This window comes from Psychrobacter sp. Arc9 (assembly GCF_041431295.1).
Classification (GTDB): domain Bacteria; phylum Pseudomonadota; class Gammaproteobacteria; order Pseudomonadales; family Moraxellaceae; genus Psychrobacter.
Genome location: NZ_JASMRK010000002.1, coordinates 152,941 through 179,575 on the forward strand (window position 1 = coordinate 152,941; position 26,635 = coordinate 179,575).

Consider the following 26,635-nt stretch of genomic DNA (forward strand, 5'->3'; position numbering starts at 1 on the left):
CGGGAGTGACCTCTTTGCAGATAAATAAACCAAAAAAGTATAGGCTATAAAAGTGCTGCTATTACTAAGATAATAGAGCGATACTGGTAGATTACCTTACCCTAAAAACTCGAGTGCTACAATAAAGGACTGAACAAGCGCACGACATTATCAAACAAGCGTTTTGATCCGTGACGCTGTTGCCACTCATCACTATCCAAGATTCGGCAGTTTTCTAAATAGACTTTCTGACAGTCCGCTACTTGGGCGACCATTTCTGGCGTATAAATCGCCAAACTGACTTCCATATTTAAATAAAAGCTGCGCATATCAATATTGACGGTGCCAAATAAACAGTAGTCATCATCGATAACCACTGTTTTTGCGTGTAGCAAACCACCTCTAAACAATGCGATCGTTACCCCTGCATCCAACAACTCTTGATAATAAGCCTGAGAAGCATGCTGTACCAAAAATGAATCCACCTTTTCAGGAACAATAATCGTCACCTCAACGCCGCGCTTAGCCGCTATCGTCAGCGCACCCGATAGGGACTCATCAGGGACAAAATAAGGTGTGGTAATGCGAATGCGCTTATTGGCACGATGAATCACAGAAACTAACGTATTGTAAATCACATGAGCCGTTAGCTGCGGTGCTGAAGGTATTAGCTGCGCCAAGACTTTGTCCACGACAGGCATCTTTGGTACGACAATCGAGGTGGCGCCTATATCTGGCTGCTCATGATCATCAATCGTATCCGCCAATACCTTCACGCGGCTATTTAGATCATTGATGGTCGGATGCATCACATATAACTTACGAGTATAGTTATTAACCCGTTGATGCAGCTCGGCAAGATTGTCATTACTTTCAGCACCAATATCGGTAACAACCACTTTAGCCATCGCTGTATTGATACTAATCGAGTGCTGGCTAGTCGTTCGTAGCGCCACATCAATCCATTGACCAACGTTTTTATTTTGCTTAAAAAACCTTGGATCAACCAGATTGAAGCTGCCGATATAGCCAATATGTTCATCGATAACCACCATTTTACGATGATTGCGCAAATCAGAACGTTTAAATAGCGTCTTAAACAGTCCTACTGGCAATGACTGATGGACATAAACCCCTGCTTTTTCTAATTTGCGGTGCACGCTACTATTAATAAAGCTAAAGCTGCCCACACTATCAGCCAATATATGACACTCTACGCCGCGCTGAGCCGCTACAGACAGCGCCTCTATAACTTCTAACACCTGTCCTTTTGGATAGACAATATAAAACTCCATAAGGACAATACGCTGGGCGGCATGAATATCTTCAATCAAACGCTGAAAAATAGAAGCAGGATCCGTCAACAGCTGCATTTGGTGATTGGGAAATACACCAAACCCGGTCCAGCGCGTTCCTATTTGGCTAACACCGCGGTAGTTGGCTGGTAATAAGTCCTGCCCTTTATCAAAAATCAGATGCTCACGCCGTGCCATATCATTCATCAAAATGCTGGCTTGATCCACGCGTTCACGATAGCGCCGTCCAATCATCGGCTCACCGAGCAGGATATAAGCCACAAAACCAAATACTGGTAACGTGTAAAGCACAGCCACCCACGCAATAGACACGCCAATATTGCGCTGCACCGAAACCACTCGCAGCGTCATTACTATCATAAGTACAATATGCAGCACCAGACCTAGACCCGCTAAGTCTCCCCAGGTCCAGCTAGTAAAAGTATCCTTAATAGTAAAAGTGTTTATATTGGCCTCCATCAACCGTGTTCAACGAGCAAAGCATCCATAGTATAGTAGCTTTTCACCTCTAAACAACAAATAATGATAATAAGTGTACTTTTAGAAATGCTATATAATACATGGCTTTGAGTGCTATTTTTGATAGATTACAAGTCCGATTTATAATTATTTTCTAAAAACATTAAAATAATATTTGACACCCAACAGTAAATCTATATAATACACACCCACAGCAACGGAGCTTAGTGACAAACTTAAGAGCTCAGTTGATGTTGAATAAATTGCCTAGCAATTGTTCGAAGGGTGATTAGCTCAGTTGGTAGAGCGTCTGCCTTACACGCAGAATGTCGGCGGTTCGAATCCGTCATCACCCACCACTTCTTAGCAAGTGGCTAAACAAGCTAAGAGACCTAAGCAGCGGTAGTTCAGTTGGTTAGAATACCGGCCTGTCACGCCGGGGGTCGCGGGTTCGAGTCCCGTCCGCTGCGCCATATTTAAAACGAATTTAAACCTTTGGGTTTAAGCAAGTTTCGCCTCAAGCATTAGATTGTTTGAGGTTTTTTTGTGTCTGTATATTCTACTTAGACATTGTTTATATAGCTGTTGCACTATCTAACACTTCTTAACTCGCATACAAATGTTTCAGTGCTATGAACGTTGACTTATTCGGCTCACACTAGCGATTAACGCTACCATCACTACACCCATAATAATCAAAATACCAGACATCATATGCGCCGCCTCATAGTTGAGCGCTTCTACCTGCTCATATATCGCAATCGATACTACTTTAGTTTCGCCTGAGATGCTGCCGCCTATCATCAGTACAACCCCAAACTCCCCAATGGTATGAGCAAAGCTCACCAAACTGCCCAAAATAATACCCACGCGCGCTTGCGGTAAGGCTACTTTCATAAACCGTCGCATACGACTTGGTTCTAGGAGATGAGCGACTTCCGTGACACTTTGCGGAATACGCAAAAACTGTGCATAGACAGGCTGTATATAAAAAGGCAATGAGTAAATAATAGAACCAATGACCAGACCTTCAAAGGTAAAAATCAGCGGGCTAATATTATGTTCGCTCAACCATTTACCGATACCCACACTAGGACTGAGCAGTAACAGTAGATAAAAACCAATCACGGTAGGTGGTAGCACCAGAGGCATCGCAATGATGCCCATGAGCAGTACCTTAAGACGTCCTCTTGCTTTTATACGGCTCGGCTTAGCCAACCAATAAGCGATAGGCGTTGCAAATAGCAATAGACATAAGGTAGTCACGCAAGCGAGCTTAATGCTCACCCAAAATGGACTGAGCATGTCTGACATAAGAGACTGGTCGATCATATAATGTCACTGCTCGTTCTATGATGAGAGGGGTTAGGGTCTGTTGAACATTCAAGCAACCCTAGTCTAACGTATTACTGGACGGCCAGATAGCCTACTTGTAAGAAGTGTTGCTGCCCTGCTTTTGAGCGCAGGTAGTCGGTGAAGTCTGCTGCTGGGGCGGTGTTATTGATAATTATGCCATCTTGTAAGATAGCTGGATAAGACGCTGGCAATAAGGTAATAAACTGCTCAGGCTTGGCTTTAATCGCAACAAGCTGAGACTGTGCTACAAACCCATAGTCCACACTACCCGTATACGCATATTGAAACGCTTGACCGATATTCTCTGACTGTATCAAGCTTTTTTGAGCATTTAACTTATCGTACATATTTTGTGATTGCAGATAGGCTTTGGCAGACGCACCATAAGGCGCAAGGTCAGGGTTCGCAATAGCTACCTTGCTGTCCTGAGTAAAGTCAGCACTGGTAAACACATCACCCAGCGATGTTGGCGTAAAATCGTTTAAAGGTTTGCTGACACTATAGAGCGCTAACTGTCCTCTAGTATATGTAAAGGGCTTAGTTAGTTTACGCTCTTTACTAGTAACATCAGCTGAATTTTCATCAGCCAATTTAGCAGGAAAATCTTGATTGGCAGACAAGAATATATCATACGGTGCCCCTGCTTTGATTTGCGCATATAACTTGCCAGAAGAGGCATAAGTAACTTCAATATCTGAGATACCTGAAATATTTTGGGCAGATGAGCTGTTATCAGCCTGATAGCTATCAATGATATGAGGGAGTACATCAGATAAGTTAGCAGCCGCAGCAATACGCAATGTATGAGATTGCTCAGTAGTATCAGTAAGCGTCGTATTAGCGTCTTTGTCTTGCGTACAAGCATTTAGTGATAATAGCAGACAAGCAGATACACAGACAGTAACTAATGACTTAACCATTATTGCTAAGCCATTTAGACGAGTCGTCTTCGTAGTATTCTTGCTTCCACACAGGAATGTCTGCTTTGATGGTATCTAATATCCAGCGACAAGCATCAAATGCTGGATAACGATGCGCTGACACCACCCCAACCCACACAGCCACGTCGCCAATTTCTAACGCACCGATACGATGTATCGCAATAGCATGCGTAATTTCAAAACGCTTTTTGGCTTCTTCTATAATGGTGCGGCCTTGATTGATGGCCAAATCCTCATAACCATAATAGGTAAGGCTATCAACGCTCGCGGCATTATTATGGTTGCGCACTCGCCCTTCAAAACAAACAAACGCGCCGCAGCTGTCATTATCTAACGTACTTTTTAGCCTATCTTCATCAATCGCAATATCTAGTAGCGCAAAGCCATCACGCTCAGCGATAAGGTAAGCGTCGTCAGCACTACGTTTGATGCTCATTGAATGATCGTGGACGTTGTCGGTCATTTTTCTTCTCTATTTATTATTTTCTCTTTGTAACCACTGAATAGCTACTGACAAAATGGACACTAATAAACGCTTGTCTAACCACCAGCGACTGGCGTAATGAAAACTACGCTATCACCATCATTTATCTGGTCAGTCCATTTGGCAAAGTAGTCATTTACTGCAACGCGTAGCTCTGACTGTGGACGGCTAAAGCGATGCTTTTGACTAAGCTGTTCGTATAGTTCAGTCAATGATGTATCCTGCTGTACGCTTACTGTCTCTTGCTGGCAATTGGCCTCGTCAGCCAAACTGGCAAAATACATGACATTAATATTCATCGTTGATTCGATATTAGTTGTCATATCGATAGCACTCATAAACCTCTCCCTCTTGCGCAAGCTTCCTTGCTTGACACTTAGCACATTGTTATTGATTAATTAATTGATGACGCACTCTGCAATGTTGTTATTTTAAGCATGACTGTAGTCTGATTTACCACCTGTCTTTTTGACCAGATGAATATCATCTATAACGATGTCATGCGATAGTGCTTTAGTCATATCATAGATAGTTAAGCAGGCAACGCTGACCGCTGTTAACGCTTCCATCTCCACCCCTGTCTTATGCGTAACCTTGACCACCGCACTGACCGTGAGGCTGCTGAGCGCGTCATTGTACTCAAAGCTCAAACCTATCTTGTCTAACGGTAGTGGATGGCAAAGCGGTATAAGATCATGAGTGCGTTTGGCCGCCATGATACCAGCGATGTGAGCCGTTTGCGTGATACTACCTTTTTTGGTCATCCCATCAGCCGCTTTAATCTGCGCATAAATCTCACTGGGAAAGCGTACCTGACCAGTTGCATTGGCTTCTCGCGTCGTTGCTGTCTTGCCACTGACATCGACCATGGTAATATCACCATCACTATCTAAGTGAGATAAAGTAGATTGCTGATTTATCTGAACGCTGTCACTCATTTATATAACCTTTTCTATGTGATATTTTTATTATTTTGGTAGAACAGCACATGCCTGCTTAAAATCTTTAGGCGTATTAAAGTTGGTTAGATTTTGCCACTCTTTGCTAAATGGTACAGCTTGCACTAATGGCTGAATAAACTGCATTACACTACGCTGTCCGCTATCTATATAGTTTTTCAAATCACGCTCAATGCTTAACTGATACAGCCCTAATAATGGATATAAGTGACTATCATCTTTTAAGCAAATCACCTTCTTATCAGCAGCAAGGCTCATTTCACATTGTAGTTTCTGCCACAAGTCAGTTGCTGGTATTAAGCTATCACAGCTAATAACCAGTAACCACGATGCTTGTACGTCTTTTGAGACGCCTGAATCATTCAAATCGTTCAATGTTTGTAAGGCTGATTCGATAGCGACCAATGCGCCGCCAGTTTTGATCTGCCCATCATGCTCATTAGAGTCAACATCAGCACCATAATCAGCAATATGAATAATAGGCGAATTGGTTTTTTCTAAATGGACATCTAAACCAGTTTGAAAGCCGCGACCATTATCTGCAACCAATATAGGAATCTGTAACTTGCTCGCATGACGAACATGATAGTCTAGCAGCTGCTCACCTGACGGTAGCGTCAGCATCGCCTTAGCCGTTCCCATACGTCTAGATGCGCCGCCTGCCAAGATAATCACACCTGCCAAACCATCCAGATTATTTGAGCAGTTTTTCATTTACCATTTACCTGTCAGGCTTGATTGTATATCACTCATAGCTCAATTATTTATAACTCAATTATTTATATCTCAATTATTTATATCTCAATTATGGCTAGGGTTTTGTGCCAAAAAATGCGGTACAAAATTGCACGGACGAGTACGACTGTCAAACTGATCTTTTAAAATATTTTCCCAACCAGTACGGCAAGCACCAGAAGAGCCTGGTAGACAGAATATACCCGTACCATTGGCCATGCCAGCAACTGCTCGCGATTGTACGGTAGACATACCGATCTCATCTTTTGAGATTAGACGGAACATTTCACCAAAACCATCGATTGATTTATCAAACAGTACACTCACAGCTTCTGGCATGCTGTCTCTAATGAAGAACCCTGTGCCGCCAGTGGTAATAACTGCATGAACGTCTGGGCTAGCAATCCAGCCACTAATGACTGCGCGAATCTGGTAAATATCGTCGGTAATTAATTGACGATCTGCTAAATGATGACCTGCTTCAGTCAAGCTATTTACTAAGTACTGACCTGACGTATCTTCTGCCAGCGTACGGCTATCAGAAACAGTCAATACAGCAATATTAAGCGGTGTAAATTGTGCAGCAGGCTTACTCATAAATAATCCTTTATAGATGTCATTTTATAATTGTATTAAAAAGCGGTTGTATCAAAAAACTATATTGAAAAACGATTGCATTGGAAAACAGCTTCTATCAGCGTCATGATTGCAGACTCAAAACATCTTAACCGCCGATTATCGATAGATTGTGCATGATGCCACTGTTAGAGTCATGCAAATGATGATGCTCAGGTTTGATCGGCATAAAGCTATGTAAAGTGTTTACCAGTCCTTGGATATCGTCTTGCTGTAAGTATGGACGGATATCATAGTTGCCTTGATCAAACAGACACAAATGCACCTTGCCTTGGCTGCTTACACGCAAGCGGTTACAGGTATCACAGAAGTGCGCCGCATATGGGGCAATCATACCGATACGACCAACATAATCAGGGTGGCTATACTCTACTGCTGGACCATCGGCACTACCGCGCTCATGCGGCTGCCAACCATTCTCTAACAAGTAATCAGTGATAATATCAGACTGAGCGTGCTGAGCAAAAAACAAATCGCTATTATCACTGGTCTGCATAAATTCGATAAAGCGATAAGTCACTTGTCTGTCTTTGACATAGTCGATCGCCGTGACTAAGTTCTCAAAAGCAGTCTCCGCCATCAAGACACTATTTATTTTCAGTTTGATATCAGTCGTTTCTAACAATATATCCATGTCAGCCAATATCTGCGGCAAGGTATCAAAGCCTGTCATCTTATGAAAGGTAGCAGCATCAAAACTGTCCATACTGATATTGAGCTGATCAAGTCCAGCAGCTTGCCATTTGGCTATATGTTTACCCAATTTATAACCGTTACTGGTCATCGCGACCGTCTCGATACCGTCAGTTTGCTTAATCGTTTCGATAATTTCGACAACATCACGACGAATAGAAGGCTCACCACCTGTAATTCTAACCTTCTTGGTACCTACTTGAGCAAAGCCGCGCACCAAGGTGGCAATTTCAGAGATACTTAGCTCATCATCAGGCCGCTTACCTTGATAGCCATTTGGCAGGCAATACTCACAGCGAAAATTACAGAAGTCAGTAATAGACAGACGCAAGTAGGTCAGACGCCGTGCAAACCCATCGGTTAGCGGCTGGTGATAGTCACTCATCTGCTCAGTAGGCACGACCAAGGAAGGCTCTATGTAGCCGTCAGATAATGCCGGTGCCAAGCTCGGTGAATACAGTTGCGGGCTGTCTATTTTGTGTTTGTCATCAATCATATGTTACTGCCATCAGTACTGCTTACTATAAGCACTACTTTGTTATTCGTGTTTAGCATACCAGTGTAAGGTTACTCTCTGATTTTGTGCGACCACCTTACAATAAATTGGCAAACGATGAATTAGCGATGTAGCCAAGGAAACGGTTGTACAACGACGTCATTACCAGCTGCTACGTTCCCACTGTCTTTGTCCAATACAATAAAGCAATTGGCACGGCTCAGCTGTTTGACTCTATGTGACTGCTGTCTTGAAAAGCACTCAACTTGATAATTACCTGTCTCATCTCGTGACAGTACGCCACGCTGAAAGTCTTTGCGGCCGGGAGATTTTCTGATATCACTGATGAGTTTGGCTTTAATAGTTAGCGGCATTGGCTGCTCTGATACGCTAGCACCTGACATTTGCCACAATGCAGGTATTACAAACTGTAGCGCACCCACGACCGTAGAGAGCGGATTGCCGGGTAGGCCAAAATACAATACTGGCTTATCGAGATTTTTATTCAATTCACCAAATACAAAAGGCTTACCAGGCTTCATCGCCACTTTATAATGGTTAATTTGACCTAACGTTTCAATCACAGTGGTCAAAAAATCATAGTCACCAACCGAGACCCCTGCCGTCGATATCAGTACATCACAGTCCTGCATGGCCTCATTGACTGCGATAGTTGTCTGCTCTAGGTTATCAGGGATAATGCCATAATCACGAATAGTGATAGGCAGATCTGATAGCAAGCTTTTGAGCGTTGGGGTATTAGAGTTATATATTTGGGCTAGACTTTGCAGCTCATTGCCAATAGCTACGAGCTCATCACCTGTTGCCAACACGCCTACGACGAGTGGTTGAAACACGTTCACTTGGCTAATACCAAGGTTGGCCAGTAAGCTAATATCTGTAGGATTTAGTCGTTTACCGATTTTTAAAACGGCTTCCCCAGACTCAATCTCTTCGCCTTGTGAGCGGATATTACCGTCAACTTTGGCGGTTTGCGTGAGCGTGATGTTATAAAGTTGAGATTTATCAACGGTCGCTTTGATATCTGCAAAATTCGTATTCTCTTGCATAATGACCGTATCACAGCAATCTGGCACGACTGCACCCGTAAAAATCCGCACCCCTTGCCCTGCCGCTGTCTCACTAGTATAAGCACTGCCAGCTTGCGACTCACCAACGATTTCGATAGTACTGCTTTCTGATAACTCACTACCCTTTGCAATCGCATAACCATCCATTGCAGATAGGTTCTGTCGCGGTACATCAAAAGGCGAAGCAATATCTTGAGCCAGTATATGGTTTAGGCTGCCCAGCAACTCTAGAGTGTTGACGGCTCTTTTTTGTAGCGGAAAGTCAGTAATATGATAATTATCTATCCGTTGCTGTATCGCAGCTTGTAATTCTTCCATGGTAATCATAAGGTCACGCTCTTTCTGTCGTTCTAATTATTTATAATCAAAATTGTGATTTAAAATAGTCGTTGAAAACTGTTACTAAACACTCTGAGTAAAAGTCATCGTTAAAAAACACATTATCTAGAGTCTATCATTCAAAGTATCAACTTTCTTGTATTAACCTTGTCCTGATAAGTTTTGAATAAAGCCAGATTACACTGGTCTTAATTTTTGATACTTATTGCATGGTCCATTATGTTAAAGGTGTCAGCAAAATCAGACATAGATTGAGACAAAAAAAGCACCTTGGCAAGGTGCTTTTTGTAGAACAAAGTAAATTATCGTTTGATGACTAGTGGCTAATTAATAATGGCTAAATACTATTAAAAAGAGCCACTTTTATACAGTGTATAAACACCGTCAGTTTACCTCACCATCCAGCCAATGAAGACGCACTGTTTTGAGTAATGAATCCATCTGGCGTTTGGCCATTATCTGCTTGCCAGCGCTGGAATGCCATACGAGTATTGGTACCAACGATACCATCAGCGCCTTTGGTATCGTAACCCATACTAGTCAAACGACGTTGTAGGTTAGTCACTTGCGTAGTCGATAACGGACGCTCATAACGAGGCCAAGATTTTTGCAACCCGCTTTGTCCATTAATCGTTTTGCCTAGCAGACTAACACCCAACGCATAGCTAGATGAATTGTTATAGACTTTGATCACATCAAAGTTTGGGCTTAGTAACAATACTGGACCGTCTTTACCCGCAGGTAACCATAGCTCCATCTGAGTATTGGCATCTAAGTAAACGTCCGCTATCGTATCGACACCCATCGCAGCCCATCTAGCCGCAGGTTGTTTACTACCAACCACTGAGTAATCAAACGAGGCTGGCACCGTTGCTTCATAAAAAGGCGCTAAGCCACGAACCCAACCTGAATTGCTAAGATAGTTGGCAGTCGAGGCTAGTGCATCACCAGTAGCCCAAGGATTGCGATGTCCATTGCCATCACCATCGACCCCTTGTTTGAGCCAAGTCTCAGGGATAAACTGGGTTTGTCCCATGCCGCCTGCCCAAGAACCGTCCAACTGTGACCATGATACATCACCGCGTTGTAACAAGGTCGCTAACGATAGCAACTGCGCTTCAGCGAACTCTTGACGACGACCATCATAGGCAAGGCTGGCAAGCGAACTTGGCAAATCACTATTACCGGTCACAGCGCCATACGATGACTCCATGCCCCATATCGCAGCGATAATCTCTGCATTGACCCCATACTGAGACTCTAGCTGAGACAAATAAGCACGCTGCTCGGCAAATTTACGCTTCCCTACACTGACGCGTCCACTTGATACCGCAGAATCTACGTATTCCCACGGCATCTTGGAAAACTCGGGCTGACCTGAATCTAATGAGATGACTTGCTGGTTTAGATAAGCAGAATCAAGCAATCGACCAATAACTTGGGCATCATAGCCTGACGATATGGCACGCATAGAAAAGTCTGACTTCCAATCAGAAAAGCTACTATAGCTAGGCTTGGGCGCAGGCTGCGGTTTTACGACTGGTGCAGGTGTTGGTTTGACCTGAACGGTTTGGGTTTGAGTAATCTCAACGCCGCCTTGACGAACAGGCTTACTTTGCATTGCCTGCTGGCTTGTACACCCGACCATCACTAATGCTGGCATAAGGGTGAGGTATTGCTTTTTTAATCTCATAAAAAATCTCAAACATGAATAAATAAAATGGCTCACAGTGGCCAAGCTATCCGTAGCTATTATTTAAGTCTAACGCCCAAGTACGCTACGTGGGTCAATAGGATTACCATTTAAGCGAACTTGAAACTCTAAGCCTACCTCATTGGTCTGACCACTGCTACCCATACTAGCAATACGTTGGCCACGCTGTACTGTATCGCCCTCTTGCACCAATAATTGGCTATTGTGGGCGTAGGCTGTGATGTAGTTATCACTATGACGAATCATAATTAGATTGCCATACTCTGGCAGACCGTTGCCTGAGTAAAGCACAGTTCCTGATTGGCTGGCAAGTACTGGATCACCAACTTTGCCCGCAAACCACATTCCCATATTGCCCGTAGCAGGGTCAATATTACGAGTCACTGGGTTACGCGTAGGATAATCATAACCAGAGGTCGAGTTGGCAGTGGCCTCATAAGCTGGTGTTTGAGATTGGGTCACAGGTGGCGTATAAGTTGGTTGCGTTTGAACTGGAGCACTGTAGCTATTGTTACTTGCAGTGGTTGCCACATTGCCTTGCCATAGTTTGAGCCATTGGCCACTATAGATGGTGTATTTACTATCTAGATTGTTCATCGCTCCGATTTGGCGGTAGTTCAGACGATAGCGCGCTGCAATCTGGCTGACCGTATCGCCGCGTTGTACACGGTGATAGTTAGGGACGCCTTGCGCGTTAGTAATAACCTTAGGACCTGCTTGGTTTGCTGATTGATAGGTAGGCTTCGTTGCACAGCCAACGACAGATAGAGTAGCGACTGCCATAGTACCAATCAACGCGGCTTTAACAAGGTGCGATCCAGCTATGATTTTTTTCATACAAGGTTCCTATTCTTTGTGTTGCTCATTCATTGTTTAATCATTCAAAAGCGCTTGATATCATACAAGAGTCTTCTGATATTCTCATAACACGTCAGTGTTTAATAAGCCGGTATGGACTATATCTTATAGAATTTATAGCGCGAGTGTTGATAATCTCTCCAGCGCTGCCGTTGGCGTATGATGTAGGCGTACTGGTGATAAACTGACATACCCTGCCGCTACAGCCTGATAATCTGTCATCATATCCTGATTCGCTTGTATCGCATCGATTGACGTCTCTGATGGTCGCTCATTTTTACCTTTTCGTAGAGACAACCAATACGCATCTCGACCGCGTGGGTCTATCATATGGCGTACTGGCTGAGCAGACTGCTTATAGCCTAGCGAGGTTATTTTTCGACCCTTGATATCATCGGCATGCTGCACATCAGGAATATTAACGTTTAATACATGATAGGGCAAACTTTTGAGTGTCTTTAAAATCGAAGTCTCAGTAAGCAGTTTGACGATTTCATGTGCGGCCACTTGATAATCACTGGCTGATTCTTGCCCACCGTTTTTGACCCCCCCGCCTACCAAAGACGTTGCTATAGCAGGAATACCAGATAGTTGCGCAGTCAACGCAGCACCGAACGTACCAGAGAACATCACATCCTGTCCCAAGTTAGCCCCTGAGTTAATACCTGTAATCATGCAGTCAAAGTCACCATCACGATACAACTCATGGATTGCTAGATAAACACAATCAGCTGGTGAACCATTTACCGCTACAAATCCAGAAGGCAGCTGATGCGTGTGCAGTGGTCTTGAGACACTCAGCGCACTGGCATAGCCGCTTTGTTCATCGTTCGGGGCGACGACCACCACTTCACCAATAGTCGATAATGCCTGAGATAGTGCCAATAATCCTGGCGCATAAACACCGTCATCATTACTAATTAAAAATCTCATTTCTGCTCAATATGTGGTTAATGTTTTATTAGCTGTCTTTCTACATCTTTACTTGATAATTCTGCTATCGCGCCATGTCTGTCGAAGATAGTCATCAAAGAACGATGCTCATATCTAAAATGAAAACATGATACTCTAATTCTCCAACGACATGACGCCTCAGTCTATCGAAAACGAATCGTTTTGTTAGCATGGCCGATTATAACTGAATAATATAAAGACACGAACCCTGTCTTTAGCAAAGTATCATTCTCATCTCATACTAATGATTATATGAGAAAAATAGCGTGACAAATATTTGTATAGAGCGGATGACAACCAGTAGATTAAGCATCGCGTTACAATACGCAACACCCCACAACAATACAAACCGATGTACTGATACTGAAGTAACGTCATTAGGGTATGCTACTGATATGTTGCTAAAAAATGGTTTTGGCTCACAAGATATCTACACATAAATCAATATTTTATGTGACTTTTGTTTTTTTACCGATTAACATATGACCATTAAATAAAGACGAGCGAGTGTAATACTGAATGAATAAACAATCGATATTATCTATAGCTTCTGTGATAGCAAATACTGCCTCAAAAGTTGGGATTGCAGGACTGATAACGTCTGTTGCTATGCTGTCTCAAGCTTCTAATGCTGCGAATAACTCTGGCACTACCATTCCGCTAGACATGTCTGGCATCAACATCACTAAGCACGAAATTGCGGTGATGCAGGTACTATCAGAGATATGCCCACCAATGCTAAATGGTAAGCAAAAACAGCGGTTCTATAAGTCCTACACTGTACAGCTGCATGAGCTAATGCCTTCTCTAGAAGATCCAAAAGCGGCTATTCAATACCTATCTACACAGCAAGACTATCGCCAGATACTACAAGGTATTCGTAGTTGGACGATGGGATTCTCAAAGCAAGAAAACAAAGCACTATGTGAAGATTTGGCAAATGCGGATTACTAGATAACTAGCTAGTTTGATTCAGCGACTAGCGTCATCTGCTTAGCTTATTAATAATATTAGTATTAACGATAATAAAATAAAAGCTATGTACTCTTTATAACATCGGTTAAGCAAATATTATCAATTGATTGTTTAGATATCTGTAGCATCAAAGCTTGCTGTCACTTTACTTGTTATTCACAAGCAGTGCAGCAGGCTTTTTTGTGAGCGTTAAATTTTTATTACAGAGACTGGTCAGATGATAGACACAACAAATATATGATAGGCCTTCATTTTTCTTTTCAAACTTGCCTTATTTTTGCATTTATCGATTCCCCATCGGTAGTCATTTTGCTAAGATAAGGCGTTAATTTTATGTCTATTGTGTAGGCGTTACTATTTTCGTCGATACATTATTTTAAACACTGCATTTAAGACATGCTGCTTAAAATAATGTATGGAAATAGGTACAAAACATAAGCGATAGATACATTTGGTTCCATGATGCGGTGTAATGATATATGACAGTAAAGCGTGTAAAAAATCAGCTGGTACAGCTGGTAGTTGGTGTAAGTATCTCGATGAGTGCAGTAGTGGCAAACGCAGCCATTCAACCACCTGAAATGGACAATACTGCCTATGTGTTGATGGACTATAACACTGGCGAAATTTTGGCTCAAAAGAACGCCAATGAGGCGCTGCCGCCAGCATCTCTGACTAAGATGATGACCAGTTATATCATTGAGCAACGCTTAGCATCAGGCGACCTGAAAGAAGATGAACAGGTATTGATGAGTCCAAACGCATGGTGCCGTGGTAGCAGCAGCCAATCTTGTATGTATGTGCCTGTGAACAAAACTGCCAGCGTCATCGATATGCTACGCGGTATTATCATTCAATCAGGTAATGATGCATCAAAAGCCATGGCTGAACATATTGCTGGCAGTGAAGCCTCGTTTGCAATCTTGATGAACGAACAAGCGCAAAAGATTGGCATGGAGAACTCTAACTTTGTCAATGCTACCGGTATGCCTGATGAAGGTCATTTAGCATCTGCTTTGGATTTATCTAAACTTGCTCGCGCTATTATCAAAAACAGCGGCGACTACTATAGTATCTACGCAGAAAAAGAGTTTACTTATAATGGTATTACCCAGGGTAACCGTAATGCTCTGCTGATTACTGACCCAACTGTTGATGGCTTAAAAACAGGCCACACTGATGCGGCAGGCTACTGCTTGGTTGCATCAAGCAATCGTGAAGGCATGCGTCTAATCTCTGTCATTATGGGTACCAAGAGCCAACAGGCTCGCGCTGATCAGTCACGTGAACTACTTAACTGGGGTTTCGGTCACTTTACAACCGTTACCAAAGCACCCACTGGACAGTTCGTTAGTAAGCTTCCAGTATGGTTTGGAGAAGCTGACGAGGTAGAACTGGCAACTGGCGACAACTTGCAAATTCTAACCAGCAAAACACAGAAAAACAAAATCACTACAGTGGTCGACATTCCTGAGAGCTTAGAAGCACCGATCAAGAAAGGTCAGGAAGTTGGTAAAATGATGGCTGTAATCGATGGTAAAGCGGTAGCCTCAGTTCCAATTATCGCAACCAATGATATCGAACAGTCAGGCTTTATGAGCCGTACGTGGGAACATATCGTACGCTGGGTAAAAAATCTTTTCTAAGAGAAACTTTTAAAAAGCAATTCTAGCTAAAAACTATTTAAAAAAAGACGCCTTAAAATGGGCGTCTTTTTTGTATTTATACCTACTTTAATTTAAAAGTGCTTCGACATTGAAAAGTCGAAAATATAAAAACGCTACCTAGTAAGATAAATCTAACTAGGAATACGGATTTAATAGAACCGTACTACGTCTAAACCAACCATTGTTTTAATAAGTCGCTTAACGCTTTGTCTTTATAAGTAGCAATATGACAATAGTCAACGCCAGCTGCTTTTAAACCATACTCAAAACTGTCTACATAGCGCGCCCGATGCTGCGGATACCAATATACCAATAACGCACGATGCTCGCTCTTACTACCCTCATCGCTTTCATACTGACGAATGCGTTTGGCTAGTATCTCAGCTGTTTCTGGGAAGACATCTTCAGCAAACATCACCATGTCAACTTTCTGCTTACGCATCTCCTCTATGACGAGTTGGTTACCTTGGCGACAAATAATCGTAGCTCCTAGATATTCCAGTTCATTTAATAAGGAGCCTGTCTCATGATAGTAATAATAAATAATCGTTAGACCAGACAATAAGCGCTGCTGTTTTGATTGCTGTTGATTGGGCATCGCTATGGTCAGCGTAAACTGCGTACCTACACCAAGCACACTATCAACATCTATAGTAGCACCCATAAGCTGTGCCATTTGTCTAACGATAGGTAAGCCAACCCCTGAGCCTTCATACTGGCGAGTTTGCGACGAATCCACCTGAAAGAACGGGTTAAATATATCGTCTAGGTGCTCATTATTGATACCAATACCGGTATCTTTCACGCTAATCTGCCAGCGATTACTCTTATTAAAATGTGTCAGTTGCGACGTAATCGTAACTTTTCCAACAGGCGTGAACTTAATCGCATTATTGAGTAGTATCGATAGTATCTGATGTATTTTTTCTGAATCACCGTATAGGCTATAGTCTATATGATGAATATTACTAATCAGCTCTAGCCCTTTTTGCGTAGCTGTATTTTCAAACTTAACTAACAGGTCAGCGATTAACTGTAATGGGTTAAACTCATTTTTATGAATTCTTATCTGGCCTTTTTGGATCTGGTTCAACTGTATAATATGATCTAACGACAATACCAATTTATCACTACCACTACTGATAATCTCTACCGCGTCTTTTTGCTCTCTGTTGAGCGCCTCATGATCCAATAGTTGTAAACCACCTACAATTGCATTCAATGACGTTTTTAACTCATGAGAAATCATGCTTTGAAAATTATGCAATTGCACATCAAGTGACACATCTTTATTGTGTAACTGCTGTTCAAAGGCCGCAAGGGTTTCATAACCTTGCCTCGCTTCTTGTAAACGATTAAATAACACAATTAGTGCTTTCTTGATATGAGTCAGTTCTTGAAAATTAAATTGCTGCGGAATGACTGGCAGTTGCTCTAGATTTGCGTTGTCTATGACAATGTCACAAACATCAGTTAACACTTCAATATCTTTAACTGGCCAATTCAGCTTTCTAAAAATGTATAAGGCAAATATAACAATCATTACCACTGTTGTTAGCCATAACCACAGGATATTTTGAAACCAATGTAAACGTAGCAACTCTACGTCCATCGTAATATTGATATAACCAATCAATGTGCTATTTTCGGTAGCTGTATCAGTCGTCTCATCTGGCACTGACGATTCGCTCATAATGTTTGATAAAGTCAGTGCTAACTGTTGATTGGAATCGGACTTATTGGACGCCACAATACTGGCATCGAGGTCTTTACTAATCACTGGATAGTTGAAACTGACCGTGTGCGCAAATAAAGCATTTTTCCAATCAGCAAGCGACTGGTCTATATCCTCAATTGGCTCAGAGGTTGAATAGAAAACAATACTCTGGATAGTCGGCTCATTTTCTAACAAGATATTCACTTGTTCAGCCACGATATCTGCGCCATCTGCAGTCGATGCACTAGTCGTTAATAGCGATGCCAATTGTTGAATATGCTGTTCTTTTTCTTGATAGTGATGCACTAAACCATAAATAAAAGGCAATAAAAAACCTGCCAATACTGCCAAAACAGCGGCTTGTATGACAGAACGCCAGATAAGTACGGGAATGGTTTGAGACGAACGGTTGTTCATATCACTCTACTGAGTCGCGTGCAGCTTTCATTTATAGTACAGGTATTTTAAAGATGTGATAAGTAAAACATTTGAGTATTTTTAAAGCATTCAGATAACTATTTATAAGCCCAAACTATAACGTATTAATAGAAAAATGTCATCGCGCTATCGAACGCGATGACATTAATCATAAAGCTAAAGCATAAAATACGAGAATTAACGAGGCTTTTTATCTTTGGTAGTAAATTTCTGTGATCTATTACGCTCACGTTGACGCAATTGCTGAGCTTTTGCCTTAGTCGGTGTGTCACTCTTGTTCGCATATGGGTTATCGTTTTGCTTCAAGATAACGTTAAGCGGTGTGCCTTCTAGCTTAAACACTTGACGGAATTGATTTTCTAGATAACGCTGATAGCTCTTAGGAAGCGCACTGGTTTGGTTACCATGAATAACAATAACGGGTGGATTGTGGCCACCAATATGCGCATAACGTAACTTGATACGACGACCAGCAACGGTTGGTGGCGGATTGGCCGTTACCGCATCTTGCAGAATCTGAGTCAAACGGTTGGTCGATACTTCGAACATAGAAGATTTGTACGCACGCAAGATAGAAGGATATAAATTACCGACGCCTGTTCCGTGTAATGCAGAGATTAGATGAATTTTTACATAAGGGATAAAGCTAAAACGGCGATCCATTTCAAGCTTGATATAGTCTCTTTGATCTTGCGTTAGACCATCCCACTTGTTGATCGCAACGACTAACGCACGTCCAGCGTCAAGCGCATAACCAATCATATGCAAATCTTGATCCACGATACCTTCGTGAGCATCAATAACAATCACGGTTACGTTAGAATCTTCAATCGCCTGCAAAGTCTTGATGACAGAGAATTTTTCTACTTTTTCATCGATTTTACCGCGGCGACGTACACCAGCAGTGTCGATCAAAACATAGTCGCGACCTTCACGCTGATAAGGAATATAAATACTGTCGCGTGTCGTGCCTGGCATATCGAATACCACTACTCGATCTTCGCCAAGCAAGCGGTTTACGAGCGTCGATTTACCAACATTTGGACGACCGATAATGGCAAGCTTCAAGCCTCTTGGCTCTACTATGTTTTCTTGCTCAGGCATATCAGCTGTTAGCACTTCAAGCAAATTGCCTACACCGCGACCATGACTGGCTGCCATCGGATACGGCTCACCCAAGCCCAGTGCATAAAACTCAGCAGGTGCTGCATCATGTACACCGTCGACTTTATTGGCGACAACATAGACAGGCTTGCCTAATGTATGCAAAAACTTACCAATTTCAGCATCAGCGCCAATCATACCGGCACGAGCGTCAACGACAAATACGATGATATCTGCTTCATGGATTGCTGTATGCGACTGCTCAGACATATAGTCATCGATATTACCACTACCGTCATCAGCTTCACCGATACCACCCGTATCTACAACGATAAAGGATTTATCTTCATAAGTTGCATCACCGTACTGACGGTCACGAGTCAATCCTGAAAGGTCAGCGACCAATGCCTGCCGACTTTTTGTGAACTGATTAAATAAGGTGGATTTACCGACGTTTGGACGACCAATTAAGGCGACCACAGGCTTGATACTCATGGGTTACTCTCAGTGAAAGGCACAATGACGGGCAGTACAGTTATTCTTATAACCAGTGACATAACAATAGTAATAGATATGCTGCAATTGACCGTGAATTAAAATGGATGATAGAACAATAGCAAAAATAATAGATGGCTATTTTACGATTAAAAATAGTATATAGGATGGCTTCATTCTACCTATTATACATAAATAAGTAGTATATATGGATAGCACATCGGTCGCATAGAGTACGCGAAAGCCTGTGTTTAAACAAGCAATTTACACAAGGCACTAAACGCTGACTAAGCAGCGTTTGTGTTTTATAAATGATAATCAAGAATAGGCTTAAGGGCTATAGTGAAATATTACACTTCGTTAATTATCTATAAGCACCTATCTATATAGTTATTAGCGAACTAGTTGCCAGATAGCAACTTGTCCTGACGTACTTTGAGTCATTAAACGACTACCTTGAACTTGCAAGTTGGTCAACGCACCTTTTGTCTCTACACGACTAACGATGCTACCCGTAGCAGGGTTAAACAAATGCACTACGCCATCAAAATCACCAATGGCGATATAGTTGCCAATCATCACAGGATTGGTAAGATCACGATAAGCCAATTCGTCACTTTCCCAAAGTGTCTCGCCACTGTTGCGATCATAAGCAACTACTTTGCCATCTAGACTAGTAGCGATGACTTGCTGAGTATTTACCGCCAGTGATTTGAGACTCGCAATTTCGTTGACGAACATCACCTGACGTGAGGCCAAATCAATACCTAATAGCTGACCACTATAGCTGATCGCAAACAACTGATTTTTATCTACGATAGGTTTGCCATCGACATCACTCATGCGCTCAACTTCACTACTACCAGCGCCTACGCCAACACGTCTTGACCATAGCGGAAGACCATTATCGACAGTAATCGCATGCAGACGACCATCAGCTGTCGCCAAAAGTGCCGTCTCATTGTCTAATAAAGTTGGCGCAGCGTTACCACGAACGCTGATAGCAGGTACTTGAGTTGCGAACTGCCATACTGACTGTCCAGTTTGCAGCGACAGACCGTGTAAGAAACCATCATTCGCTGATAATACCACACGATTATTGGTAATCAGTGCTGGCGTCAACACCGAACCTGATAACTGCTGCTGCCAACGTTTTGCACCAGTCGTGCTATCAAATGCCATAACCTTGCCACCACGAGTACTAATAATAGCTGTCTGGCTCAATGCATCTACTGCGACACCGCCGGTGATTTGGTCGTCAACATTGATTGACCATACACGCTCGCCTGCACTATTAAACCCTGACAGCTCACCACCGCGTGATGCAGTAACGATTTGACCATTGGCATAGCCAACTTGCAAATCTAGCGGATCTTTTTTGCTGGCTTTTTTATTGCCAACATCGGTACTAAATACAGGCTGTAGTACGCTAATCGGCTGAGCGATTTGTACCAATTTTACCGGATCATTAACGACCGGCTTAATACCGCGATTACATCCAATCACTGCCGTGCTCATTACTGCCAGTACGGCCACATGCATGACTGTCTTTTTGATAGTCTTGGTGTTTAACATTTTGCTAGAGCGAATAGATTGAGTCATTGTATGTTCTCACTACAGATAAATTATTATTAATTGGTAAATTGGCCAACGGCAAATTAGTAATCATTAGGTTATATTAAAAAAGAGCTTTGGATGATTACCAACTCTCAATACTATACTACTGACTTAATATCTAGCCTACCGACTTATTGCCCTGCTTCGGCAGCGACTTCATTCGAGGTATCTATCACTAGCGACGGCTCAGGAGCAGATGGCTCTTGAATAAGACTGGTTTGCTCAGCAATCGGCTCAGCCGTGATACCTAAGCTTTCCATCTTTAATGCCAATACTGCACGCGTTTCTTGGCGGCTACGTAATAGCTCCCACGCATTGCTATAAGATTTAATCGCTGAGTCTTTATTGTCTTGCGCTAAGTAAATATCACCCAGTAGCTCCTGCTGACTTGCTTCAAACGAGCTTGGCATGTCATTGTTTGCTTCTGACAGTGCAGCATCTGTATCACCTGCGGCCAACAGTGTTTTTGCATAGCGTAAACGAGTAATCGCTTCTAGACCAGCATCACCCAAATCGATGGCCAATGCTTTTTTGAATGTCTCAGTCGCTGCTGCAAAGTCATCATTATCTACTTGCTGACGTGCCTTTATCATTAGCGCTTGCCATGCATAAACCGACTCACCATGCGTGCCGACCAAAGTATCAATATCTTTGTCTAGTTGGCTACGACTTTGGGTAAGCGCTTCTTGAGCTTCTGCTTCTAAATCTGGGTTTTGCGAGGCCAGTTTGACCTCTTCGTTTAGCTGCTGAATATCAGCATATTGATCGGCGGCGACGGTATCTACTCGCGCATGGTTGTTTTGCCAGTACGTCCAACCAAAATAGGCGGCCAGTGCTAACAAAATCGCAGTGACGATATAACTACCATATTGCTTTAACGCTTGCATGGAGTTATCTGCATTCGGCGAATTAGGTGTCAGAGCCATATATATTTACCTGATAAAATTTACATTAAATTGCTGGTGCGACAAACAAATCTTATTAGTCAAAAATTGACTAGCGACGAGAGAAGTTATCTTTATTTGATAACCAATCTTGGGCGACCGTCTTTTGCTCACCTGTCTGCATGTCTTTAATACTAATCGTATTATCATCCAGCTCTTGCTGTGCGATGATAACTGTCAATGCCGCGCCTGACTTGTCTGCCTTCTTCATTTGCGCTTTTAGACTCGTGGCACTGGCCATCTTTACTCGTACATCTGGACGACTGTGACGCAAGTTCTGTGCATAGCTTATACCAGCACTATATACCTCAGGATGGGCCACCATGAATACATCACAAGCAGGTATGTCAGCAATCGGCGCTACCGCTTCTATGAGTAGCAATAAACGCTCAAGCCCCATTGCAAAACCAACACCAGGCTCAGATTTGACTGGTTTACTGCCATCTGTACCGATTGATTTCAATTGCCCTACTAGCCCATCATAACGACCACCCGCACAAACGGTAGCTTGACTTCCAAGCTTATCTGTTACCCACTCAAATACCGTTTTATTGTAATAATCAAGGCCACGTACTAAGTGCGGATTGATTTCAAAATCGATATTAAGCGCAGTCAGATAGGCTTTGACTTGCTCAAAATGCGCCACACTCTCTTCACCCAAGAAGTCAGCAAGCTTTGGCGCATCTGCCAATACTGCTTGCGTGCTCGCCTCTTTACTATCCAAGATACGTAAAGGGTTAGTCGTTAGGCGACGTTTGCTGTCTTCGTCTAGCTGGTCTTTTTTATCAGTCAAATAAGTAACCAATGCCTCGCGATAAGCATAGCGCTCATCCAGCTCACCCAAACTGTTTAGTTGCAAACGCATCTCATTGTTAAGACCTAGCTCTTGCCACATCAAATGAGTCATCGCAATCAGCTCAGCATCAGCATCCGGTAGTGCGCTACCGAAGCTCTCGACACCTAACTGATGAAACTGACGATAGCGGCCTTTTTGCGGGCGCTCGTAGCGGAACATTGGACCGATATACCAAAGCTTGGGCGTATCACCACGTAGCAAGTTGTGCTCGATAACTGCACGTACTGCTCCAGCTGTGCCTTCAGGACGCAACGCTAATGGCGTTGGTGGCTCAGATTTATCAGTAAAGCTGTACATTTCTTTTTCGACGATGTCAGTCGCGCCGCCAATAGCACGGGCAAACATATCCGTTTGTTCGACGATTGGCAAGCGAATATGCTCGTAACCGTACCTACCAAGTACATCAGCCAATATCGCTTCTAAATGCAGCCACTTTGCTGATTGGTCAGGCAAAATATCATTAAAACCTTTGATAGCTTTGATCATGGTACGGTCGTATCCTTAAATGTTTAACAGGTATTCTATTATTGTTTTCTATATATTCAAATAAGCGCTATATGTGATTTATACTGTGACGGTATAGCCTAACGTATCAATCTATTCTATGGCTTATTTTACGCGAATAATTTCATTCTCACGTTTTTTCGCCAAGTCTTCTGCATGGGCGCGAACCATACCTTCTATTTCATCGACCAGATTGCCTGTATCGATAAGGTGGCTTTTTTCACCCATACGATAGACCAGTGATCTAGGGGCAGCACCAACGATGCCAATATCGGCCTCTTTTGCCTCTCCTGGACCGTTTACCTTACAGCCGATCACAGATAGATTCATTGGTTCACGAATATCTTCTAAGCGAGACTCTAACGCTGTCATTACTTTAATCACATCAAACTCTTGACGCGAGCAGCTTGGACAGGCGATAAAGTTTACGCCATTCGAACGAATATTAAGCGATTTTAAGATATCAAAACCAATCTTAATCTCTTCTTCAGGCTCAGCGGCTAACGAGATACGAATAGTATCGCCAATACCATCTAGCAATAATCCACCTAGCGCAATAGCAGATTTAACAGCGCCCGTACGGTAGACACCCGCTTCCGTCACGCCCAAATGTAATGGATTATCAATTTGCGCTGATATTAAACGATAAGCATCCAATGTCAAAAACACGTTGCTGGCTTTGACAGATACTTTATATTGGTCAAAATTAAGACGCTCTAAAATATCAATATGGCGCATTGCCGACTCTAGCATTGCCTCGCCAGTTGGCTCAGTATACTTACGCTGGATGTCTTTTTCTAAAGAGCCAGCGTTGACGCCAATACGAATCGGGATGTTATGATATTTGGCACAAGCGACCACTTCACGTACCTTAGCATCGCTACCAATGTTACCAGGATTGATACGTAAACAGTCAGCGCCCGCTTCAGCGACTGCTAAAGCGATTTTATGATCAAAATGCACATCAGCGATCAAAGGCACGCTTACCAGTTTACGAATTTCGCCAAAAGCTTTGACAGTATCCATTGTTGGCGTTGATACGCGCATCAAATCAGCACCTGCTTCGACACAACGCTCGATTTGGGCAACAGTCGCTGCTACATCACAGGTGTCAGTGTTGGTCATGCTCTGTACGCTAATTGGTGCATCACCACCAACCGCGACATCACCGACATAGATTTTTTTGGTCAGACGACGATTAATAGGCGATGGCATTGACATACATAAATCCTTGAATCAAAAATAGAAAAGCCCTAGGCCTTTGTACATATAATATAAACCAGCTAAATCGACAAACACATATTCGCTTTATTCAAACACATGGCTGCTTCATCCAAACATATGAGTGCTTTATTCAAATTTGGTGCTTATGCAACTGACTATGGTGTCAATTCAAAAGTAGCTTGCTTATCTGTTGCATACGTATCTAACGCAACTGGTTGTTGATTGAGCATCAAGCTAACATTATCGATATTATCAATTTGCACATTAAACGGTGGCATACCTGACAAGTCATAGTTACCTGCAGACTGAGAACCATTTATCAGACTGTTTCCAGAAGCATCCGTGATACTAACCACAGCGTCGCTTGTCAATACAAGGTTTAGGTTAGCCGTTGCTGCAGCATCACCTAGATTCAATGCAGAGCCAGAAGCACCAACGCCACTCGCGTCACTATTGATGGCGGCACCTTGGGCTTGCTCTATCGCTGACATGTCTTCAACAGCTGATACAGGCTCTTGGGTGTTTTCTTTGCTAGCGTTACTCACCATACGGAATAGGAACACCGCCAAGATAATCAATCCGATAACGCCTATGATCAATAGCGGGTTAAAGCGGATGCGGTTGTGAGTATCACGCTGCAAAGTCCCCATTGGGCGCAGCGGCGTATCGATATTGCTGGCTGATTTGGCTTTTAACTCATTAGGATAAGCGGCATCGAAGCTACTAGCGATTTTTGCTGAGTCTAAGCCCAGATATTTGGCATAGTTAATCGCAAAACCACGAGCAAACGCAGCCTGTGGTAGCTCAGCGAAGTTTTCGCTTTCTAATGCCTCCAAATGACGCTTTAGAATGAACAGCTCAGCCGCCGCTGCTTCTAAAGTTACTTGCTTGTTCTTACGGGCTTGCTGCAACACGGCACCAAATGATCCCTGAGCGTTAGATTGAGTGTTAGATGATGGGGTGATCATTTCCATGGTGCCTCTGGATTGTTAAGCCAAGTCTTAAGTTGTTTTGCTTCATCACTTAGCGGATAAGCGGATAAAAGCTGCTGTGCCAATTGCTGGCGCGTTGTTATATTATTTTGTGCTGCTGCAAGCTTGATACCTTGTAAGAGCAAGCGCGGGCTAATACCCTGCCCCTGCACCAATATCAGCGTCTCATCATACAGTCTCTGTGCCTGCGGTACACGCTGTTGTTCCAGCAATAAATCTACCAATTCGATATGAGCAATGATGCTATTACGATTGCCATCGAGTGCCCGTAGAAATGCTTTTGAAGCAGCACTATTATCGCCTAACTGTAGATAAGTACGACCTAGGTTTTCTAGCGCGCCAATACGGCCTTCATAGCCTAGCGTCGCCCCTGCAATCTCAAACTGTTCTGCTGCTTCACGGTAGCGCTTTGTCTGTGACAAATACACGCCATAATTATTGTGTGCTTGTACAAAGTCTTTATCTAGTGAGATTGCTTTTTTGAAGTACTCATCAGCTTTGGCTAGATTAATACGGCTGCCTTCTTGCTGTAACAAAACGCCCATCATATCATAGGCTGGCGCATAACGGCTATCGGCAGCAAAGGCTTTTTCGAGCTGCTGCTGCGCGGTATCAAGCTCATTTTTTCGGATGTATTGCGCGGCAAGTGAGGTACGTACACGGGCGATTTCCTGCTGATCTAAATTTCGATCGTTGCTAGCGCGCGTAGATGTTTGATAAGGAGAGTTGCCTAGCAAATCATTAGTCGGGGTGGTCTGACAGCCACTTAATACAAGGACGCCAAACACTGCCGACAGCACTGCACGCTTTGGCAAAGCGGTTTGGGCAGCACTGATACTCGACTGCTGATAAAATTTAGAAAATGATTTTTGATATTTGAACTGACAAGAATTTTTAGAAGTCATCATAGCCGCCATCATAAAACTGGGATTCAATGCGTTCGATCTTCGAGGCCTCAGTTTAATAGATTTAACCCCTATAAGTACAATTTAGTTGTTATTAATTGCTGTGTTCTTCAGTCTCGAGCGTTATTGATACATTTTCATTACCATTGCGACAGACAAATGACAGTTAAAACGCTATACCAGTCAT

Annotated in this window: 23 protein-coding genes and 2 tRNA genes; 4 read left to right on the forward strand and 21 right to left on the reverse strand. The window is 42.9% G+C overall.

Annotated elements, in window-relative coordinates:
- Nucleotides 1-116: 116 nt before the first annotated feature.
- Complete coding sequence (locus tag QO187_RS01885) at nt 117-1,754, reverse strand: cardiolipin synthase (protein WP_371546820.1); 1,638 nt, start codon at nt 1,752-1,754, stop codon at nt 117-119.
- Nucleotides 1,755-2,037: 283 nt separating this feature from the next.
- On the opposite strand from QO187_RS01885, the gene QO187_RS01890 reads away from it, so the two are divergent.
- Nucleotides 2,038-2,113: transfer RNA gene (locus tag QO187_RS01890), tRNA-Val, on the forward strand.
- 37 nt (nt 2,114-2,150) lie between these two features.
- Nucleotides 2,151-2,227, forward strand: a tRNA-Asp gene (locus QO187_RS01895).
- A gap of 157 nt (nt 2,228-2,384) precedes the next feature.
- Here the strand turns inward: QO187_RS01895 and modB are convergent.
- The 12 genes from modB to surE form a co-directional block, all read right to left on the reverse strand.
- The gene (modB, locus tag QO187_RS01900) at nt 2,385-3,086 is read right to left on the reverse strand and encodes a molybdate ABC transporter permease subunit (protein WP_371546822.1); all 702 of its coding nucleotides are present in this window, start codon (nt 3,084-3,086) and stop codon (nt 2,385-2,387) included.
- 74 nt (nt 3,087-3,160) lie between these two features.
- A complete protein-coding gene (modA, locus tag QO187_RS01905) occupies nt 3,161-4,030 on the reverse strand; it encodes a molybdate ABC transporter substrate-binding protein (RefSeq protein WP_160021605.1) in 870 nt (289 codons plus the stop codon).
- Entirely contained in the window at nt 4,023-4,514 is a 492-nt protein-coding gene (locus tag QO187_RS01910) for a molybdenum cofactor biosynthesis protein MoaE (protein WP_371546825.1), read from the reverse strand. The genes modA and QO187_RS01910 overlap by 8 nt, the downstream gene beginning before the upstream one ends.
- Nucleotides 4,515-4,591: 77 nt before the next feature.
- Entirely contained in the window at nt 4,592-4,873 is a 282-nt protein-coding gene (locus tag QO187_RS01915) for a MoaD/ThiS family protein (protein ID WP_057759069.1), read from the reverse strand.
- A gap of 93 nt (nt 4,874-4,966) precedes the next feature.
- The gene (gene moaC, locus QO187_RS01920; protein WP_165596862.1) at nt 4,967-5,473 is read right to left on the reverse strand and encodes a cyclic pyranopterin monophosphate synthase MoaC; all 507 of its coding nucleotides are present in this window, start codon (nt 5,471-5,473) and stop codon (nt 4,967-4,969) included.
- A 30-nt stretch (nt 5,474-5,503) separates the two neighbouring features.
- Nucleotides 5,504-6,208, reverse strand: a complete 705-nt coding sequence (locus QO187_RS01925) for a molybdenum cofactor guanylyltransferase (RefSeq protein WP_371546830.1) — start codon at nt 6,206-6,208, stop codon at nt 5,504-5,506.
- 87 nt (nt 6,209-6,295) lie between these two features.
- Nucleotides 6,296-6,826: a molybdenum cofactor biosynthesis protein B gene (gene moaB / locus QO187_RS01930; protein ID WP_371546832.1), complete on the reverse strand. Its 531-nt coding sequence runs from the start codon at nt 6,824-6,826 to the stop codon at nt 6,296-6,298.
- 127 nt (nt 6,827-6,953) lie between these two features.
- Nucleotides 6,954-8,054 (reverse strand): GTP 3',8-cyclase MoaA, encoded by a 1,101-nt coding sequence (gene moaA, locus QO187_RS01935; RefSeq protein ID WP_371546835.1) that lies wholly within the window; start codon nt 8,052-8,054, stop codon nt 6,954-6,956.
- Nucleotides 8,055-8,176: 122 nt separating this feature from the next.
- Nucleotides 8,177-9,472: a gephyrin-like molybdotransferase Glp gene (glp, locus tag QO187_RS01940; protein WP_371546838.1), complete on the reverse strand. Its 1,296-nt coding sequence runs from the start codon at nt 9,470-9,472 to the stop codon at nt 8,177-8,179.
- A 406-nt stretch (nt 9,473-9,878) separates the two neighbouring features.
- A complete protein-coding gene (locus tag QO187_RS01945; RefSeq protein WP_371546840.1) occupies nt 9,879-11,177 on the reverse strand; it encodes a lytic murein transglycosylase in 1,299 nt (432 codons plus the stop codon).
- Between the two features lie 69 nt (nt 11,178-11,246).
- A complete protein-coding gene (locus tag QO187_RS01950) occupies nt 11,247-12,035 on the reverse strand; it encodes a LysM peptidoglycan-binding domain-containing M23 family metallopeptidase (protein ID WP_371546843.1) in 789 nt (262 codons plus the stop codon).
- A 135-nt stretch (nt 12,036-12,170) separates the two neighbouring features.
- Nucleotides 12,171-12,989: a 5'/3'-nucleotidase SurE gene (gene surE, locus QO187_RS01955; protein ID WP_371546846.1), complete on the reverse strand. Its 819-nt coding sequence runs from the start codon at nt 12,987-12,989 to the stop codon at nt 12,171-12,173.
- A 540-nt stretch (nt 12,990-13,529) separates the two neighbouring features.
- Between surE and QO187_RS01960 the strand changes: the two genes are divergently transcribed.
- Together QO187_RS01960 and QO187_RS01965 are read left to right on the forward strand one after the other, a co-directional pair.
- Nucleotides 13,530-13,964, forward strand: a complete 435-nt coding sequence (locus QO187_RS01960) for an MCR_0457 family protein (RefSeq protein ID WP_057759051.1) — start codon at nt 13,530-13,532, stop codon at nt 13,962-13,964.
- A gap of 500 nt (nt 13,965-14,464) precedes the next feature.
- Entirely contained in the window at nt 14,465-15,631 is a 1,167-nt protein-coding gene (locus QO187_RS01965) for a D-alanyl-D-alanine carboxypeptidase family protein (RefSeq protein ID WP_371546849.1), read from the forward strand.
- A 190-nt stretch (nt 15,632-15,821) separates the two neighbouring features.
- Here QO187_RS01965 and QO187_RS01970 read toward each other — a convergent pair whose 3' ends face one another.
- From QO187_RS01970 to pilW, 8 genes are all read right to left on the reverse strand, one after another.
- A complete protein-coding gene (locus tag QO187_RS01970; protein WP_371546852.1) occupies nt 15,822-17,786 on the reverse strand; it encodes a sensor histidine kinase in 1,965 nt (654 codons plus the stop codon).
- A 198-nt stretch (nt 17,787-17,984) separates the two neighbouring features.
- Nucleotides 17,985-19,406, reverse strand: coding sequence for a ribosome biogenesis GTPase Der (der, locus tag QO187_RS01975; protein ID WP_057759046.1), 1,422 nt, complete (start codon nt 19,404-19,406; stop codon nt 17,985-17,987).
- Nucleotides 19,407-19,799: 393 nt separating this feature from the next.
- Nucleotides 19,800-21,008: an outer membrane protein assembly factor BamB gene (gene bamB / locus QO187_RS01980; RefSeq protein ID WP_371546855.1), complete on the reverse strand. Its 1,209-nt coding sequence runs from the start codon at nt 21,006-21,008 to the stop codon at nt 19,800-19,802.
- Nucleotides 21,009-21,154: 146 nt separating this feature from the next.
- Entirely contained in the window at nt 21,155-21,949 is a 795-nt protein-coding gene (locus tag QO187_RS01985) for a YfgM family protein (RefSeq protein ID WP_371546858.1), read from the reverse strand.
- A 70-nt stretch (nt 21,950-22,019) separates the two neighbouring features.
- Complete coding sequence (gene hisS / locus QO187_RS01990; protein WP_371546860.1) at nt 22,020-23,309, reverse strand: histidine--tRNA ligase; 1,290 nt, start codon at nt 23,307-23,309, stop codon at nt 22,020-22,022.
- 123 nt (nt 23,310-23,432) lie between these two features.
- Nucleotides 23,433-24,548 carry a flavodoxin-dependent (E)-4-hydroxy-3-methylbut-2-enyl-diphosphate synthase gene (gene ispG, locus QO187_RS01995; RefSeq protein ID WP_057759039.1) on the reverse strand — a complete coding sequence of 372 codons (1,116 nt, stop codon included), beginning with the start codon at nt 24,546-24,548 and terminating at the stop codon, nt 23,433-23,435.
- Between the two features lie 158 nt (nt 24,549-24,706).
- The gene (locus QO187_RS02000; RefSeq protein ID WP_371546970.1) at nt 24,707-25,519 is read right to left on the reverse strand and encodes a helix-turn-helix domain-containing protein; all 813 of its coding nucleotides are present in this window, start codon (nt 25,517-25,519) and stop codon (nt 24,707-24,709) included.
- The gene (gene pilW, locus QO187_RS02005; protein WP_371546864.1) at nt 25,516-26,448 is read right to left on the reverse strand and encodes a type IV pilus biogenesis/stability protein PilW; all 933 of its coding nucleotides are present in this window, start codon (nt 26,446-26,448) and stop codon (nt 25,516-25,518) included. The genes QO187_RS02000 and pilW overlap by 4 nt, the downstream gene beginning before the upstream one ends.
- Nucleotides 26,449-26,635 lie beyond the last annotated feature (187 nt).